Annotated in this window: 16 protein-coding genes; 8 read left to right on the plus strand and 8 right to left on the minus strand. The window is 33.8% G+C overall.

Annotated features, from left to right (window positions below; translation table 11 throughout):
* Nucleotides 1-94 precede the first annotated feature (94 nt).
* The gene (locus tag IGJ76_RS06740) at nucleotides 95-952 is read left to right on the plus strand and encodes a class C sortase (protein WP_430596503.1); all 858 of its coding nucleotides are present in this window, start codon (nucleotides 95-97) and stop codon (nucleotides 950-952) included.
* Nucleotides 953-1,015: 63 nt separating this feature from the next.
* On the opposite strand, the gene IGJ76_RS06745 is transcribed toward IGJ76_RS06740, so the two are convergent.
* Nucleotides 1,016-1,444 carry an Rrf2 family transcriptional regulator gene (locus IGJ76_RS06745; protein ID WP_270344511.1) on the minus strand — a complete coding sequence of 143 codons (429 nt, stop codon included), beginning with the start codon at nucleotides 1,442-1,444 and terminating at the stop codon, nucleotides 1,016-1,018.
* A gap of 106 nt (nucleotides 1,445-1,550) precedes the next feature.
* Here IGJ76_RS06745 and IGJ76_RS06750 point away from each other — a divergent pair, with 106 nt between their 5' ends.
* Nucleotides 1,551-2,495, plus strand: coding sequence for an MBL fold hydrolase (locus tag IGJ76_RS06750; protein ID WP_430596504.1), 945 nt, complete (start codon nucleotides 1,551-1,553; stop codon nucleotides 2,493-2,495).
* Nucleotides 2,496-2,895: 400 nt separating this feature from the next.
* On the opposite strand, the gene IGJ76_RS06755 is transcribed toward IGJ76_RS06750, so the two are convergent.
* Nucleotides 2,896-3,945, minus strand: coding sequence for an AI-2E family transporter (locus tag IGJ76_RS06755; protein ID WP_067482039.1), 1,050 nt, complete (start codon nucleotides 3,943-3,945; stop codon nucleotides 2,896-2,898).
* A 202-nt stretch (nucleotides 3,946-4,147) separates the two neighbouring features.
* Between IGJ76_RS06755 and IGJ76_RS06760 the strand changes: the two genes are divergently transcribed.
* Nucleotides 4,148-5,200 carry a family 20 glycosylhydrolase gene (locus tag IGJ76_RS06760; protein ID WP_075491606.1) on the plus strand — a complete coding sequence of 351 codons (1,053 nt, stop codon included), beginning with the start codon at nucleotides 4,148-4,150 and terminating at the stop codon, nucleotides 5,198-5,200.
* Between the two features lie 130 nt (nucleotides 5,201-5,330).
* On the plus strand, nucleotides 5,331-6,275 hold the full coding sequence (locus IGJ76_RS06765) for an L-lactate dehydrogenase (protein ID WP_071868381.1): 945 nt from the start codon (nucleotides 5,331-5,333) through the stop codon (nucleotides 6,273-6,275).
* 39 nt (nucleotides 6,276-6,314) lie between these two features.
* Here IGJ76_RS06765 and IGJ76_RS06770 read toward each other — a convergent pair whose 3' ends face one another.
* Complete coding sequence (locus IGJ76_RS06770) at nucleotides 6,315-7,187, minus strand: MurR/RpiR family transcriptional regulator (RefSeq protein WP_270607621.1); 873 nt, start codon at nucleotides 7,185-7,187, stop codon at nucleotides 6,315-6,317.
* A gap of 201 nt (nucleotides 7,188-7,388) precedes the next feature.
* Between IGJ76_RS06770 and IGJ76_RS06775 the strand changes: the two genes are divergently transcribed.
* Both IGJ76_RS06775 and IGJ76_RS06780 read left to right on the plus strand, forming a co-directional pair.
* Nucleotides 7,389-8,420, plus strand: a complete 1,032-nt coding sequence (locus IGJ76_RS06775) for a Gfo/Idh/MocA family oxidoreductase (RefSeq protein ID WP_270607619.1) — start codon at nucleotides 7,389-7,391, stop codon at nucleotides 8,418-8,420.
* A 105-nt stretch (nucleotides 8,421-8,525) separates the two neighbouring features.
* The gene (locus tag IGJ76_RS06780) at nucleotides 8,526-8,819 is read left to right on the plus strand and encodes an rRNA processing protein (RefSeq protein ID WP_067482048.1); all 294 of its coding nucleotides are present in this window, start codon (nucleotides 8,526-8,528) and stop codon (nucleotides 8,817-8,819) included.
* A 204-nt stretch (nucleotides 8,820-9,023) separates the two neighbouring features.
* Here IGJ76_RS06780 and IGJ76_RS06785 read toward each other — a convergent pair whose 3' ends face one another.
* From IGJ76_RS06785 to IGJ76_RS06805, 5 genes are all read right to left on the minus strand, one after another.
* Nucleotides 9,024-10,451 (minus strand): amino acid permease, encoded by a 1,428-nt coding sequence (locus IGJ76_RS06785; protein WP_071868385.1) that lies wholly within the window; start codon nucleotides 10,449-10,451, stop codon nucleotides 9,024-9,026.
* A gap of 1,012 nt (nucleotides 10,452-11,463) precedes the next feature.
* Nucleotides 11,464-11,757, minus strand: a complete 294-nt coding sequence (locus IGJ76_RS06790) for a hypothetical protein (protein ID WP_186807802.1) — start codon at nucleotides 11,755-11,757, stop codon at nucleotides 11,464-11,466.
* Between the two features lie 122 nt (nucleotides 11,758-11,879).
* Nucleotides 11,880-14,075, minus strand: coding sequence for a DNA topoisomerase III (topB, locus tag IGJ76_RS06795; protein ID WP_430596505.1), 2,196 nt, complete (start codon nucleotides 14,073-14,075; stop codon nucleotides 11,880-11,882).
* Between the two features lie 153 nt (nucleotides 14,076-14,228).
* Complete coding sequence (locus IGJ76_RS06800; RefSeq protein WP_067482057.1) at nucleotides 14,229-14,735, minus strand: cysteine hydrolase family protein; 507 nt, start codon at nucleotides 14,733-14,735, stop codon at nucleotides 14,229-14,231.
* Nucleotides 14,736-14,762: 27 nt separating this feature from the next.
* Nucleotides 14,763-15,179: a hypothetical protein gene (locus tag IGJ76_RS06805; RefSeq protein ID WP_071868388.1), complete on the minus strand. Its 417-nt coding sequence runs from the start codon at nucleotides 15,177-15,179 to the stop codon at nucleotides 14,763-14,765.
* 196 nt (nucleotides 15,180-15,375) lie between these two features.
* Here IGJ76_RS06805 and IGJ76_RS06810 point away from each other — a divergent pair, with 196 nt between their 5' ends.
* Together IGJ76_RS06810 and IGJ76_RS06815 are read left to right on the plus strand one after the other, a co-directional pair.
* Complete coding sequence (locus IGJ76_RS06810; RefSeq protein ID WP_067482061.1) at nucleotides 15,376-16,050, plus strand: response regulator transcription factor; 675 nt, start codon at nucleotides 15,376-15,378, stop codon at nucleotides 16,048-16,050.
* A 13-nt stretch (nucleotides 16,051-16,063) separates the two neighbouring features.
* Nucleotides 16,064-17,374, plus strand: a complete 1,311-nt coding sequence (locus IGJ76_RS06815) for a sensor histidine kinase (protein WP_373270177.1) — start codon at nucleotides 16,064-16,066, stop codon at nucleotides 17,372-17,374.
* Nucleotides 17,375-17,410: the final 36 nt, after the last annotated feature.

The raw sequence follows: 17,410 nt of genomic DNA on the forward strand, positions 1-17,410 counted from the left end.
AAGGTGAGGCTGTAACAAAAGTCAAAATTGATTTTTGTTACAGCCTTTTTCTAGCAATTTTTCGATGATTTTACAAACAGGTGAGGTGAGTGAGATGAAAAAACAAAAAAAGGACAGAAAAAAAACAGATATCTTCATGATAATTGTTCTATTTCTTGGTATTGGTTTATTTTCCTATCCATTTGTTAGTGATGCCGTTAATAGTTATTTCGATCAACAATTAGTTCAGTATTACCAACAAAAGGCCAATAACGAAAATGAAGAAGCAGTTGCCAAACTGAAAGAGAAACAAGATAAACAGAATGCGGAGTTAGCAAAAGATGGAAATAATCCTGGAGTAGCAGCATTTAATGATGCGGTAAGTAATGAACAGCAAAAGAAAATCAAAAAAGAACAATCTTATTTAAAACAGTATACAATTGCAACTTTAACTATTCCAAAAATCAAAGTTAGTTTACCCATTTTTGATCAGACAAACGAATTGTTTTTACAAAACGGTGTTTCCTTGCTTGAAGGTACAAGTATCCCTTCTGGTGGTCCAAGTACTCACAGCGTCTTGTCAACTCATCGAGGATTACCAGAAGCTAAACTATTTACGGACTTACCTAAACTAAAAAAGACAGATGTTTTCTATATTGACATCAACAATGAACGACTAGCTTATGAAGTTGACCAAATAAAAACGATTGAACCTACAGACACTCAAGACTTACTGATTCAAAGTGGAGAAGACCTTATTACCTTGATGACATGTACCCCTTATATGGTCAATACACATCGTTTGCTCGTTCGGGGCCACAGAATCCCATATAAGCCAGAAGCGGAGAAAGAAATCAAAGAAACTATCAACCACAATCGAAACAAATTATTTATTTGGATAGGTGGAATAATTTTAGCCGTGTTACTTAGTCTTTTCATTTTTAGAAAAATCAAAAAGAAAAGAACACATTAATCAATAAAAAGCGTGAGTCAGACTACTCTTGGAAGGAGCCTGCTTACGCTTTTTTGATTGTAATTAACCATTCGTGCTTTCTTGAAGAATTCCTTCAATAATTTCTGATAAAAAAATAGTTTTCATTTTGTTTTCGACTGATTGTTGTAAAAAAATATATTTCTGATCCAATACTTTTTGAATATTTCCACCAACTAAGCAATTTGGGGCAGTATTTTTATCTGAATGAAAAATTGCTGGGTCTTTTTCGACCGCTTTATAGATAGTAGCTAATGAAATTTCTTCCGGTGGCATTACTAAAGAGGGGGCAGCCTTTCCTGATTCTGTTTTAATTAGGTTTGCTTTTCTCAAATCACCCATGATTTTTCTAACAGTTACCGGATTTGTTTGCACACTTTTGGCAATTGCTTCACTGGATAAATCAGTTCCTTGAAAAATTTGAATATAAGCTAAGATATGTATAGCATCACTAAGTCGCACTGAATACTTCATTCGATCACCTTTTCTTTTTATTTGACATCTATACTTTTATTATATATTATTTACCTGTAATTTACAAATATACAGGTAGGAAGTATTATCTAGAGAGGGGTATCGTATGAAAAAAATTGGTTTATTTTTATTAGCAATTAGTATGGGCACGGTTTTATTAGCTGCTTGTTCATCTCAAAATAAAGAGGAAAACACAAAAAATAATTCAAGTAACGCCACAACAATGACAAAGGAGGACACAAAGATGTATACAGAAACGAAAGGGCACAATATCACATATTACACTATGAATCCAGATGAAGTGTTTGGGGCCACTGCAACAATTATTGAAAAAAACGGTAAAGATTTATTAGTAGATACTCAGTTTTCAAAAACAGACGCAGAAAAGATTTTAAAAGTAGCTAAAGACAAGAACATTGATATTCAGACAATTTATATTTCTTATAGTGATCCAGATTATTATTTTGGAGCAAGCCAAATCAAAAAGAAATTTCCAAACGCTAAACTTTTAGCTACAGCTCCTAACATTGAAAGAATCAAAGAAACTTACAAGGCGAAGCTTTCTGTATGGTCGGATACGCTAAAAGAAAATGCACCCGACGAAATCATTATTCCCGAAGAAGTAAAAGATTCAATTAGCTTAGAGGGAACAGAATTCTCAATTTTTGGCAGCGATAGAAAGAAACAAACACTTTACAATAAAGAAGATGACTTACTTTTAGGTGGGATTCTTGTTTCTACAGGTAGCCATTTATTTATGGCAGATACAAAAACGATTGAAACTCAAGAACAATGGATTACAGACCTTGATGAACTAACTTCTTTGCAGCCTAAAGTAGTTATTCCAGGGCATTTTGAACAAGGAAATGATTTTTCAGCCAAAAATATTGAATTTACCAAAGACTATATTCAAAAATTTATTGAAGTAGAAAAAGATAGTCAAGCGAGCGCAGAGATTATCGAAAAAATGAAAAAATCTTATCCAAATTTGCCAGATGGAAGTTTAGAAATGAGTGCTAAAGTTGTGACTGGAGAAATGGACTGGGAATAAACTTATCAAATAGCGAAGACGTCTACATCAGGAAGTTTCTTCACAATATTAAAGACAAAAAGATGATGACCTATATTTGGAGATAAAAAATTTAGAGATATAAACTCTTTTCGTTCGAATAAGTTGCTATCAACCGCTTATCAGAACAAAAAGAGTTTTTTTATATATTAGATACAAAAGCAACCACCATTCTCATTCCACATATCTATTAGAAAACGAGAATAAGATAACCCCTTATCTTACTAAGTATCTCCGTTACCCAAGTGCCAAATAAATGGTGGAACATGACTTTTGATTGTTCTGGATGAAATTAAAAAACGGCATAAAAAATAGAGCGGATGAATCCACTCTATAAAAAGTCTAACTTTTCGGGGTCACTACAGGACTTCGATGTTATTTTTTACTCTTTTTTAATTACTTCTTGTTGCTCTTTTTTTAGATGCAGAGGAATTTCTTTTACTTTTAAAATGTCTAAAAAGAAAGTGAAAATCGGAATACCCACGATTAGTCCCCAAACACCAAACAAACGCTCACTGACTAATAGTACGATAAAAGTATAAAAAATCGGTAATTCTGTTTTGCTAGACATCAATTTAGGATTCAATACATAAGACTCGATCAAGTGGACAATCAAAATCGTGATTAAAATATAAACAACATCTCTGATTCCTCCTTGCGAGTAAGCAATAAATGACAATGGAATGCAAGAGATAATAACACCTGCTACTGGAATCAGGCTCAAAATAAAAATCATGATCGCTAAACTAGGTAATTGAGTGAATCCAAATGCAGCTAAGGCAATTGTCGTAATCACGGTGTTCAAAACAGCAATCACAAATTGTGCCTCCAAAACTAAGCCAAACGTGTTAACAAATTTATCTGCGAAATAATAAATATCTTGAAAGAACCAAGCAAACTCACTTTTCAAAAAGAGTCGAGAAAAAAGCACTGTTTTTTTCTTCTCAATCATGAAAAAGAAACTCAAAATAAAGGACATGGCAAACGCTACAGCTAATTTTCCAAGATCTTGTAGATAGCCAATAGCAATAGATGCACTATTTTGCACTTGTTCAAAAAAATCATTGCGTTCAATATAATTATGAACATAGGTTAGTAGTGGATTATCATCTTTAGGTTGCTGTTCATAAAAGTGAATAACTGAACCAACCATATCAAAAGTCTGATGAATCAAGATAGGGATATACTTCGTTAGTGCCAGATAAATCATGTAAACCACTATCGAATAAATAACTACTGTTAGTGCTGCAGTTGGTATCTTAACAAAACGCTGAATAATCTGAACAAGATGAATCATTAAATAGGTAAAGATAAAGGTGAGCAAGACCGTAGTAATCATTGCTTTAGATAAGAAAAGTAGTAAGATAACTGAAAGTAGAACAGTCAACCTACGAATTTTTTCATTTGCCAAAAATCGTTGGTAAAAAGACAATCATACAACCTCCCAGAAAATTATAGTACGTAACAAACTCATTATAGAATGAACAAACTTAAAAAGAAAACCGTTAAAAGTAACATTAGGTACTTTCTTATCAATTCCTTACTAACATCTAAAAAAGAAAGGGTTTACATACAAAAGAGTTATGTCATACTACTAAAGAGATCTAAATATATAAAGTAGAGGTGCAGACAAAATGACAAAACTAACAGATTCCTTACCAATTTCCACAGAACGAGGTGTATCAATTGATATTGGTCGCAAATTTTATTCACCAAATTTTTTAAAAGATCTACTTGATTACATGGCATCACTAAAAATGAATGCGTTACAGCTTCATTTTTCGGACAACGAAGGTTTCCGAATTGAATGCGAAACTGTTCCAGCGTTAACTTCGTCGCACTACTTATCAAAAATAGAAATCAAAGAATTAATCACTTATGCTAAGCAACTGGGAATCGAAATCATTCCAGAATTTGATAGTCCTGGTCACTTGAAACGACTACTTAGTATTTATCCAGAATGGCAGATGGAACGTTTAGGGGAAGACTCAGATGTTTTCCCTTCAAACCGTGCAATAGATATCACAAATCAACTGGCAGTGAATAAAATCAAAGAAATTATCAAAGAATATTTAGAACTATTCCATGATTCACATTATTTTCATTTAGGAGCAGACGAATATATTAGTTTTGATGAATTAGATCGCTATCCTCAATTAGCGAGAAAAGCAGAGGAAATTTATCAGAATCCTGATAGAACCTATGATCTATTTATTGATTATATCAATGACCTAGCAACTCTAGTTGAATCAACTGGTAAAACTGCACGTATCTGGAATGATGGAGTTTACAAAAAGAATCAGAAAGCGGAAAGCGGCCTGAAGAAATCAATTCAAATCACTTATTGGACAAATTACAATGCACAAATGGCAGATGTTCAAACCTTTTTTGAAGAAGGGCATCAAGTGTTAAATTTCAATGATAACTATTTTTATTTTGTACTTGGTGAAGGAGCGGGCTATCGTTATCCTACTGGAGATAAAATAAAAAAAGAGTGGAAGCCAACGATTTTTTCTGGTAATCAACAGATTACAGAGGAGCAACTAACTAAAGTACCTGGAACATATTTTGCCATCTGGTGCGACTTCCCAGATGCATTAACGGAAGAGGAAGTATTACAAATGATTAAAGAACCACTAAAAGTGCAACAAACAATGCTCTGGAATGATCAGCTAGCAACAAAATAAAGTCATTCATTCTCATTACTTTTCTATAAGATTTCATAATAAAAACTATTATAAATATCATCTTTATAAATGAAAAATAATCATTTATACTTTTCATGAAAAGAAAACTACTAGAAAGAGATGATTATATATGATGAAAACAAGTAGAAAAGTCGCAATTGTAGGTACAGGATTCGTTGGAACAAGTATTGCCTATGCGATGATTAATCAAGGGATTACAAATGAATTAGTTTTAATTGATGTTAATCACGAAAAAGCAGAAGGAGAAGCACTTGACTTGCTGGATGGTATGGCTTGGGGCGAAGAAAATATTGCTGTTAAATCTGGTGACTATGCTGAATGCGCAGATGCTAATCTAGTAGTCATCACAGCAGGGATCAATCAAAAACCTGGTCAAACTCGCCTAGACCTTGTTAAAACAAACGCGACTATCATGCGCGAAATAGTTGTACAAATTATGAATGCTGGATTTGATGGTATCCTTGTGATTGCTTCAAATCCCGTAGATATTCTCACTTATATTGCTTGGCAGACATCTGGATTACCAAATAATCGTGTGATTGGTACAGGAACAACTTTAGATACTACTAGACTAAGAAAAGAAATCGCATTGAAATTACAAGTCGACCCAAGAAGTGTTCACGGTTATGTTATGGGTGAACATGGTGACTCTGAAGTTGCTGTCTGGTCTCACACAACAGTGGGTGGCAAACCGATTCTCGAACTAGTAGAAAGTGATTCTCGCCTAACAAAAGGTGAGCTAACAATAATTGCTGAAAAGGTTAAAAATGCAGCCTACGAAATCATTGACCGAAAAAAAGCAACATACTATGGTATCGGAATGAGTACTACTCGGATTGTAAAAGCCGTCTTGAATAATGAGCAAGCCGTGCTACCAGTTTCAGCTTATTTATCAAATCAATATAGTCAAAAGGACATCTTTACTGGGGTACCTTCTGTAGTAGATGAAAATGGTGTCCGTGAAATAATCGAATTAGCTATCACAGACGAAGAACAAGAGTCATTTAATCGCTCTGTATCTGAATTACAAGCTGTTCTAGATACTGTAAAATAATAATGTGGTGAAAGGGAAGAGGTGAAACTCTTCCTTTTTTTAGTTATGATATTCTTTCAAAAGCCCTTTTTGCAAAAGTTCTTGCTTGTCTTTAAGATTAAGTAGATTTTCTTGAAAGTTCTGTGCATACATGACTGAATAAAGGGTATTTAGCACATAATCAAAAGCAATCTGAGAAGAGAAAGTAGCGACTTTTGCAAAGTCATATTCATCTTGAGAAATAACTAAACTCATTGTCGCTTTCTTTGCCATTTCAGAATGTTCGTTTCCTGTAATTAGCAAAGAAGGGGTACCCACATAGTTCAAGTAAGCCAATATCCGTTCATAATGGTGAATACGACCACTATAGCTAATAAAGATCGCACAATCATTTTTCATCAGATTAGCAGCATTCCATGAAGAATCACTATACTCTTCAGCAAGAATCAAAAATTTATTAAGCTTAACTAACTTATTTTGAAACTTCCTTGCAGTAATCTGGGAATCTCCTTTTGCGAATAAAAACATTCGGTTTGCTTGATTTAACGTGGTTGCTATCGTATCTAATTCTTGTCCTTCAATTTGTAGTTGCGCTTTTTTTATTGTCTGAACAGTAAGGTCTGCCATTTTCTTAGCAATCGTTTGAGCATTATCTTCATGTGAAAATGGAAAATTTGGATCAATCACATGATTAAACTGGGCTACTAGTTGATGAACTTCACGTCCTAATTCAAAGCGAAATTCTTTAAAGCCCGCATAACCCATTTTTTTACATAAACGAATAATAGCTGAGTGAGAAGTATATGTAGCTTTTGCCAGTTCTTCAATCGTTAAATAGACGGCTTCTTCAAAATGTAATCGGATATAATCTGCAATCCGCTTCTCTGTAGTAGTAAATGTTTCTTGTTCGGCTAATTTATCTTCAATCAACACGCTTTCAACCTCCTAACGTCTTTATCATCTTACTAACAAATGACAAGGTTGGCTACTAATTCCTAAAAATTGGTACTTTTTTTCAAAAAACGGTTAATTTCCAGTGAAATTCAGAACATTTTTACCAAAATACGTGTACGTTAAGACTTTGAACACAGGATTCAGTATACTTGGCGTATCAACTATATAGGAGGTTTATTTATGTTAACAATTGCTTATCTGGGAAATGGAAAGAGTACAAATCGTTATCATTTACCTTTTTCTAGAAAATTATCAGACAAAATAAGAATCAAAAAAATTTACTCACCAAGTGAACCAGCCTGGGAAACTTTTGATGATATCGAGTACACTACAAAACTAGCTGATTTATGGAACGACCCTGAGATTCAATTAGTCGTTATCACGACACCAAGTCAATTTCATTATGAATATGCCAAACTTGCACTAAGACACGGCAAAAATGTTTTAGTTGAAAAACCTTTTGCAGAAACTTCTAAAGAGGCAAAAGAACTCTTTTCTCTAGCTAAAGAACAAGGATTGTTTATCCAATGCTATCAAAATAGACGTTTTGATTCAGATTTTTTAACTGTACAAAAGGTAATTGAAAGTGGCAAACTAGGAGATATTTTAGAAATCGAGATGCATTACGATTATTTTCGACCAGAAATCCCTGAAAGCACCACTACGTTTTCTATAGCAAACAGCTATCTTTACGGACATGCGTGTCACACAGTAGACCAAGTTCTTTCTTACTTTGGTGAACCAGACGACATTCATTATGATGTTCGCCAATTATTAGGAAAAGGTCGGATGAATGATTATTTTGATTTAGATTTTTTCTATGGAGCAATGAAAATCTCAATAAAATCAAGTTACTTTAGAATCAAAGAACGTCCTAGCTTTGTTGTTTATGGAAAAAAAGGCATGTTTGTCAAACAAACGAAAGATCGTCAAGAAGAACATTTGAAAATGTTTTATATGCCAGATAACGCTGATTTTGGAATAGATTTACCGGAACATTTTGGTGTTTTAACTTACATGGATGATAAAAACATCTATCGTGAAGAAAAGGTGACTTCAGAGATAGGTGATTATAGCCGTGTATATGACGGTATTTATGAAACATTAATCAATGGTGCAGAAAAACTCATTAAAGATGAAGAAACCATTTTACAAATGCAGATTTTAGAAAATGGCATTCGTTCTATTCAAGAAAACGAAGAGAAAGAATAACATTTATATTCAAAAATTTAAATTAAAGAGATCCTTTTTGACAGTCTATTTATTCTTAGGTAAGATAAATAAGAGAACATGATAATTTTCTGGAGGGACAAAACTATGACTAATTACGATGGTGAAAAAGGAAAACGACTAAGAGGATCAATGGCACCAAAAACAGATGATGAAGTAGCTTTGGCTGGCACTAATTCTGGCGAAACACAAAACAAACAAGAAGCATTATCTGGAACTAACTCTGGGGAAGAAAAAACAGTCGCATTATCTGGATCAAATGCGGTTGAAGATGACACAAAAGAAGAACCAAACAAACTTGAAGAAGTAGTTGAAGAAGTCATAGAAGATGTCAAAGAAAAATTTGAAGAATTGACATCAAAAAACAAACATTCTAAATAAACAAAAATAGGCTGAGACAAACGTAGCCTCACTTAAATAGAAAAAAAGCCTAAAATTCGTTTCTCAGAACGTTGATTTTAGGCTTTTTTTAATTGGAAAATGTGTTGATAACGACTGGATTTCTAGTTTTCTACCCGTCTCTTTATTCTAAAGACAAGGCACTAAACGCTAGTGCCTTGTCTTTTTTTATTTATGTTTACACTATTAAATTTGATTCCTTTCGCGTTTTGCTAGATAGGGCATAACGAACCCTAAACCAATCAAAACAACAATTCCAACAATATTGATGATTAATTCATGCCAAAAAAGTGATGAACCAAAAGCGGCATCCTGTGGTAAGACACCAAAAAGCGTTGCAATTATTGTTACAGCAAAACACCAGACACCAACAGCAACAGCAAATCGGTCGTTTTTGATAAACACGTACTCTGATTGGTATTTTTGACTATTTAAACGGATTTTGATAAACGCAAAGAAAATCCAACAAGTCACACCTGGAGAAATAATCCCATTCAAGTTCAATAACCAGTTAAAAATATCATTCATTTCTGGCAAGAAAACACCCAACAATAGAATAAAAGCACTTAACGCAGTTGTTAGAATATATCCATTAATTGGTAGACCATCTTCATTTAATTTTGTTAATTTTTTAGGCATGAATTCTTTACCTGTATCTGAGATAAGCATTCTTGTCATAGCATCAAGTAAAACTGCAAGCAGCGCACACATATAAATAATTTGTGTCACCGCAAAGATATACATCAAGCTATTCCCCATATGAAAAAACTCACCTAGACGTTGAAAAGCATAATAAGAACCATTCATCTTTAGATTATTCGGTAAATGGTGCGCATCGAAGAATACACCTAAAGAAAAAGAACCAAAAACAGTTAAGAAAATAGTCATAACAGTTAACATAATCATTGCTTTAGGAAATTCTCTCTTCGGTTTACGCATTCGAGTAACGAAAGGCGCAACTAATTCTGCTCCATTAATTGCATAAATCAGTAACCCAATCGTTGTTAAGTAATGCAGATCAAATTTTGGCAAAATTGTTTTGAAATTCATTGGTTGTGTTTCAATGTGTCCATTTGGCATAAATAGAGAAGTAAAGGTCATAATAACGAATAAGATTGTCATCACAAACATTGCACCACCGCCAATTGTGCTTAGAACTTCTAAAGACTTCTTGAAATGACGTTGCAAGAAAATAAATGCCAAGAAAATAACAAATGTCAGTAAAGCAAATAACGAATTAGACATTGTGTCTTCCATCGAATCATTTCCATTAATCAACCAACCAAAACCAACTACCACTGCATTCGCCGTGTCAACAACATAGGGGATAGAAGCAGCCCAATAAGTCCATGCCGTAAAATAACCAAGTTTATCACCACTTGTCCCACGAACCCACGAACTCAAACCACCACCTTCATGATTAAAGACAGACCCCAGCTGACCAACCATCAATGAATAGGGAACAACGTATAGTATTAACAAAATAACCCATGAAGTAATAACACCCATGCCTTGATTAGCAAAATTATAAATAATATCATCAAACCCAATAACCGTAACAAAAGACATTAATGCCAACACGGGCCACGAAATAAAATTTTTCTTTTCTTCCATATACATAACCTCCAGCAAGTATTATAATCTTATTTTTCTGAAAATAATATGAAAGACAATCTGTGTTTCACTTAAAATATAGCGAAAGAACACAAAGAGAACTAAAAAATAAAAATCATCTATAAGTTAAGAAATAAAGCGATTAAAACAATCAATCTGCAAATTTCACTAAATAATCAATAGTTAAGGTTGGAATCCCACAAGCGTTTAAACATAATCAGTAGTTTTTCGATTAAAAAAGTTACAATAATTGTACTGATCACAATACAAAAAAATAAATCATTTTTTATAGTATTTATGTTGAGTAAAGATAAAAGCAGCATACAAAATTCATGCAAAATAATTTTTAAATGTTGTATTCAGTAATAATTAGCTAAAATTAATATAAAACAGCAATTATTTGATTAAAAGAGTGAATCTCATTCTTGTAATCAACTTTGTATAATATATATTATGTAAACTAAAATAAATTTAAAATTTAAATCGCTGTACCAACCCTCCCTTTGTTCCTAAATTAAGCATTATTTGACGAAAATCATTCGTTTTTGTTTTATATACGTAAAACACAGTAAAATTTGTGTTTAAAATTCTGACGTACACTTGTCTTGGTAAAAATGTTTTAGATTTAGCTTGAAACTACTTAATTTCTGAAAAAATGTACCCAAATTCCAAAAATTCGTAGTCAATATTGTCATTTGTTCGTAGGATAAACATAAGATTTGCGAATTCACAGGTTTTTGGCGTGCTTGGTGGATTAATGGAATCATTTATACATCTACAAAATTACCAATTAGAATATAGAAAATAATCAAAAACACTGGTTTTAGACATATAAAGTGGATTTATTTTATTATCTGTGTCTTGATTGATTCAGACTAATTAAGCACAAAAAAAGAGGAATCTTGGGATACAATTCCTCTTTTGATGGCTTTTTAGGCTACTGACAATAATATATAATTAAGCATTGTAATGTTAAAACTTCTTAATCTAAAAAGAGAGTTTCAAACATTGTTTAGAAAGCTGCTGTCACTTGGTGAAAAACCTCTTTGATTACAGGCAAGAAATAGATCACTCCGGCAGCTCCTAGAACTAAGAATAGTTGTTTTCTTTGTTTTTTTCGTTTCAGCATGCTTGTTGTTTTATGAAAAAAGTACAAAGCACTTTTTGCTAACGCTGTTACTGTCGATAAAATCAATGTTGGTGAATAAGCTGTTTGCTTTTCCGAAGTAACAGCTAGTAATTTCGTCCCATAAGTTGGATACTTGATAAATGCTTGATATAGCGCAATTAAAACAATTACCCCCATTGAATAATTTAGTAATGAATGAATTTTTCGCAAAAACGGTACCTCTTATCTTTATTATTTTATAAATATTTTTATTTTTGTTTTCTAAGTGTTAAAGTTCTCACTTTTCGGAATAAATGCCTTTACTCTGATTGTGACTCTTTTTCTGAATTTGCTTTGTCCATCCATGGGAATTCGAAGCCAATTGTTAGATCCGCTTTTAATACTAAAACTGCATCGAACTTCCCTTTTTTACCAGTAAATCCTTTGATTACCTTGCTGGTCTTTCTTTTCGATAAAAGCTCACGTAGATTCGTCTTAGTCAGTTTCTTTTTAGCAACTATTGGCCATAATTTGAAGTCACATTCTGCGTTGAGACAACTTGCAATCTTAGGATACAACATCACAACCCCTTTTTGACACTTTGGACAGCGACCCAATTGATCGTTCTTCTTCTCCATCGCCTTAATTTGACGTGTACCGCTAACTTCCTTTGATAAATCAACTTGTTGGATTTGTTGCGGAACTGAATCTAGCAAATGTAAAATAAATTTTTTGATATTTTCCAAAAATACTTCAGGAGTTCCTTGGTTCTCTCCAATTTTTCGTAAATACCCTTCCCAACGCGCAGTCATTTCGGCACTGGTCAATAGTGGTTCACTTGCGACAGCTTTACATAAAGTGATACCTTTTGAAGTAACAAATAGTTCATTTTTCTTTACTTCGATATAGTGACGCTGCTTCAAATTTTCGATAATATTTGCACGTGTTGCTTCAGTTCCAATCCCTTCCACTTCTTTCAATATTTCTTGTGCTTCGTTATCATCTAATGTTTTCCCCGCTGTTTTCATAGCTGTAATCAGCGTCCCTTCATTGTAAGGTTTGGGAGGTTGTGTTTCTTTTTCGAGACGCTTCAATTCGACTTCAACAAAATCACCTTCTTGAATTATCGGCAATTTTTGCAGGTCTTTTTTCTTTTTCTTTCCAGTATTTAAGATTGCTTGCCAACCTTGTTGGATAGGTATTTTGCCAATACTTTTTAGTCTCAATTGATTTACAGCTGTCAAAATAGTTGTTTCTTCATAAATGTAGTTACTTGCAAACATTGCGAGCGTCGTTTGTAGCACCTGCAAATAGACCGCTTGTTGGAGACGCGAAAGTTTAGCAAAACGTTCTTTGGTCGGGATCGTTTTGGTAGGAATAATTGCATGATGTTCCTGTACTTTACTAGCATCAACGTAACGTTTTTTTGGAAAGAGTTCTGGTGTTTCAATCGTATCAATACCAAGAAATCCTTTATATTTTTCTAATCGCTGAACTAGATAGCGATGTTCATTATCAGTGATGTATGGCGAATCTGTTCTGGGATAGCTTAAAAATTTACTTTCATATAACCCTTGAACCGCTTCTAAAGTTGATTTTGCACTAGCTTTCATCAACTGATTCATTTTCGATTGCAAACTAGATAACGAAAATAATCGTGGACTACGTATTTGCTTTTCTTTTTTTTCTACCTTGTTGATTCGCCCTTCTTGAACACCCAAATGCGCACCTAACTTTTGTAATTCTTCTGTTAATGCTTCTGGTGTCTTGAAAGTTTTTTTGGGTTCCATTTTTCCGATGAATCGCCCATTTTGATGTCGAATTTCTCCCTCACCTTCGAAATAAGGTTCCTTTTTGAAATGATTGATTTCTTCTTGTAGTTTAAAAATCATATATAAAGTAGGTGTCTGGACTCTTCCTAGTGAAAAGCTACCATCAATTCCTTTATTTTGAAGCAACAAACTGTATAAAGGGCTGCCATTCATTCCGATTAGCCAATCAGCATTTTGTCTTGCTTTTGCCTCTTTATACTTCGGGTAATAGTATTCACCTGGTCTTAAATCTTTAAAGCCATCATAGATTGCTTCTTTTTCTAAGGAATTAATCCATAAACGAAGATATTTTTTTTCTTTGGAAAATGCTTTTGCTTGACGAATAATCGACCAGGCAATCGCTTCTCCTTCTCGATCCCCATCAGTAGCAACAATAATGGTATTTGCAGACTGCAACTCTCTTTTGACAATTGCAAACTGCGCTCTCTTATCCGTAGGAACTTCATATTGAAAAGTCTCAGGGAAAATAGGTAAATTTTCTAAGGACCATCTCGCCCAACGTTGATCATATGCTCCCGGTGGAACCATATCTACTAAATGGCCAAATCCATAAGTAATTGTTACTTCACCTGTAAATAACGGATCTTTGATTTCATAATAACCATCCCGTTTTTTTCGTTGTTGAAAGGCTTCAGCATACGCTTTTGCTTGTGATGGCTTTTCAGCTAAAATGACTGTTTTCATAGCTTTCCCTCCGTTATTCAAGCTATTTTCGACTTACCTATTATGAAACAAATTCTTGAATCTGACAACCAAAAAAAGCCTTACCTCATCAAGAGTCTGATAAGGAAAGGCGAAAATACGTTCGTAGTTTCATAAAAATGAAGATTTATCCATTTAGACCATAAATTCAACAAATCTTTGATCCCAAATTTTTTCATAAAATGCAATTGTGTCTTGCGCACTCATAAATGCGTTGTCGTAAGTCGTTGTTAAAGAATGCAGCTTCCTTACTTGATAGCCTAGGTGGTGCGCAACTTTGATTGACGTATCAACGCAATATTCTGTTTGTGTCCCACAAATTTCCAGCGTCTGAATATTTAACTCCATCAGCATATTTTGTAGCGCTGTTTCGAGAAAAGCATCCGCATGCGTTTTTTCTATATAACGCGCTTCATTTGGTTGAATGATTTCGGGAATGATTTTCCAAGCCGTTGTCCCTGAAATTAGTTCTTTATCGGAATGTTGAATAAAGATGATTTGCTTTTGTTGTTCTTTATATAAAAGTATACGTTCATTTACTTGTTTTGTTAGCAATTCTAATCCAAAAATTTCAGTTTTATCGTGACAAACACCATTTTGTAAATCAATTACGACTAGTGCATCATATAGTTGTGCTTTCATACAAACGTGCCCTCATTGTTTTCTACATTACAGCCGATTTTGTCCGATATCTGCCGCTGGCAACACGTATTCAAGCAAAGAGAAATCTTGATTATTATGCACGCGAATTTCCAAAGGGTTTAACTGTAGCAAAGGCTCAAGTTGCCGTTCGAGCATGATTGGCGAATGCGTACTAGTACTTCCAATATTCAATAACTCAATGCACACATCTGGTGATAAGTTAGAAGCAATCTTGGGTACATCTCGATTCAAAAAATAATCGACTAAAACGATGTCTCCTTGAAGTGCATGAATCATGTCTTGATTTTTGGCTAGTTCTACATAAACAAATTTCAACTTATTTTTCAAATCACTTGTCCGAACGTTCCGATAAAGCTGTTTGGTAATATGTTTTCCAAGTGATTGCGTACAAGTCACCAAAAAGACTGTTTTTTTCTTTAACATAGCTATCCCCTCTCTTTTTCGACACTATAAAACTATTTTCAGAAACATTACATTTATTTTCACTGAAAGAACGCTTTTTTTACTTATTATTAATAATTGCAGTCGGTAATTCCTCAATTAGACACACAAAATTGCTTTAAGCTAACTTTAGGTTAACTATGTTAAAATTAATTAGAATGAAAAATGAGGTGAATCAATGATAAAGTTACTCATTGTTGAGGATGAAAAAGTTTTATCTGACAACATCAAAGAGATTATTAACGATCTTGGAGAAGTCGTCCAAGTTTACAATGGTAGTGAAGGGCTCTTTGAATTAGAAAGTGGTATTTATGACTTAGTTATTCTTGATCTGATGATGCCCGAAATGAACGGATACGAAGTTTTAGCCCAAGCAAGAAAAGCAAATATCCAGACGCCTGTCTTGATTTTAACAGCAAAAGATGGTTTAGAAGATAAAATCGAAGGGTTTGAAAAAGGCGCTGATGACTATTTAACTAAGCCATTTTATCGTGAAGAGTTGATTATGCGTGTCAAAGCGTTATTGAAACGTTCTTTGGGACTTTTTTATGAGCATTCACTTGAATACAAAGGTGTTACTTGTGATTTAAATCGTAATGAGGTCTCTTTTAAAGGCGAAATTTTACCAATTCAAGGAAAAGAATTTGAACTCTTAACTTACTTTTTGCAAAACAAAGGTATTATTTTAACAAAGGAACAGATTTTCGATCGGATTTGGGGATTTGATTCCGATACGACATTAACAGTCGTTGAAGTTTATATGAGTAATTTACGAAAACACCTGCGTGAAACGACTCTTGCGAAAGACATCAAAACACTTCGAAACGTTGGCTACATTTTACAGGAAGTGTAACAAAATGAGAAAAATAAAAGACAGATTTCCTAACAAGCAAAAAATCCGTTTCTTTTTAACTAATGTTACTGCTTTTGCTAGTATTTTTATTTTATTAGGCTTTATCACGCTTCAACTGCTGAACCAATCTGCCTACAGAGAAACTGATTTAAGTCTAACTCAAATTGATGCAAATTCGCGAGCCGTTCAGTTAGAAATTTCTCGTTATGAACAAGGAAACCCCTTTTTAGAAAATTTTCCTGGTGGACAACCCTTAAGTGATCCGGATAACAATCGTTTTAATACCCAAGTGATTTTGTGGTCTGCTTCTGGCGAGATTTTAAATAAAGCTGCTATTGGTGGCCGTTTAAATCAAATTCAAGGATTGAAATTGAATACCAAAAATCTAGATGTTATTCAAAGTATTGATTTATCTGACTCAGAGAACGATCATTCGTTGGCTTTTCGTTCAATTACACGTAAAGCTGAGTCCAATCAGAGCGAAATTGCTTATATTCAAGTATTAGCAAATACAAATCAGATTAAAGATTCTCTAGCTACCTTTCAAACTGTTATGATTATTTGTATGATCGTCTTCTGGCTGATTTCAATTGGTATTAGTTATTATCTATCTAACTTAAGTATGCGCCCTATTCTAGCTTCGTGGAAACAGCAAAAGGAATTTGTCGAAAATGCTTCTCATGAATTCCGAACACCTTTGTCTATTATCCAAAATAGCTTAGAACATTTATTTACAAAACCAAATCACACTGTTATCGAAGAATCAGAAAGTATTGCTCAAGCTTTAGCAGAAACCCGGCGACTTACTGGACTGACGACAGATTTATTAACGATTGCGCGAAATGATTCGAATCAACGGCTGTTATCAAAAACAGCTGTAAATATCCAGCCGTTCATCGCTCAATTAGTTAAGCCATTTCAAGAAATGGCCGAAATGGATGGAAAACATTTCTTGATTGCGAATAAGACCACAGCTACTGTCTTCATTGATGAAAAGAAAATCCATCAAGTATTAGTTATCCTACTTGATAATGCTTTGAAATACACTAGCCAAAGTGATTCTATCTTGATTGAATCACAAATAACTAACAAAGAATGGAAAATTGAAGTTAAGAATACTGGACCAAATATTTCCCCTGAAGAAAAAGCGCGAATCTTTGAACGTTTTTATCGTGAAGATCGTTCTCGTTCAAAAGAAACTGGTGGCTATGGGCTGGGTTTGGCAATTGCCAAACAAATTGTCGAGCAGCATAAAGGGAAAATTTCTGTAAGGGATTATGAACCACAAGGTGTCATCTTCACTGTTGAATTACCCCTAAAATAAAAGAGTTCCGATAGAATCAATTGATTTGATCTCTAT

Source organism: Enterococcus sp. DIV0175, assembly GCF_050529075.1.
Lineage (GTDB): Bacteria > Bacillota > Bacilli > Lactobacillales > Enterococcaceae > Enterococcus_B > Enterococcus_B thailandicus.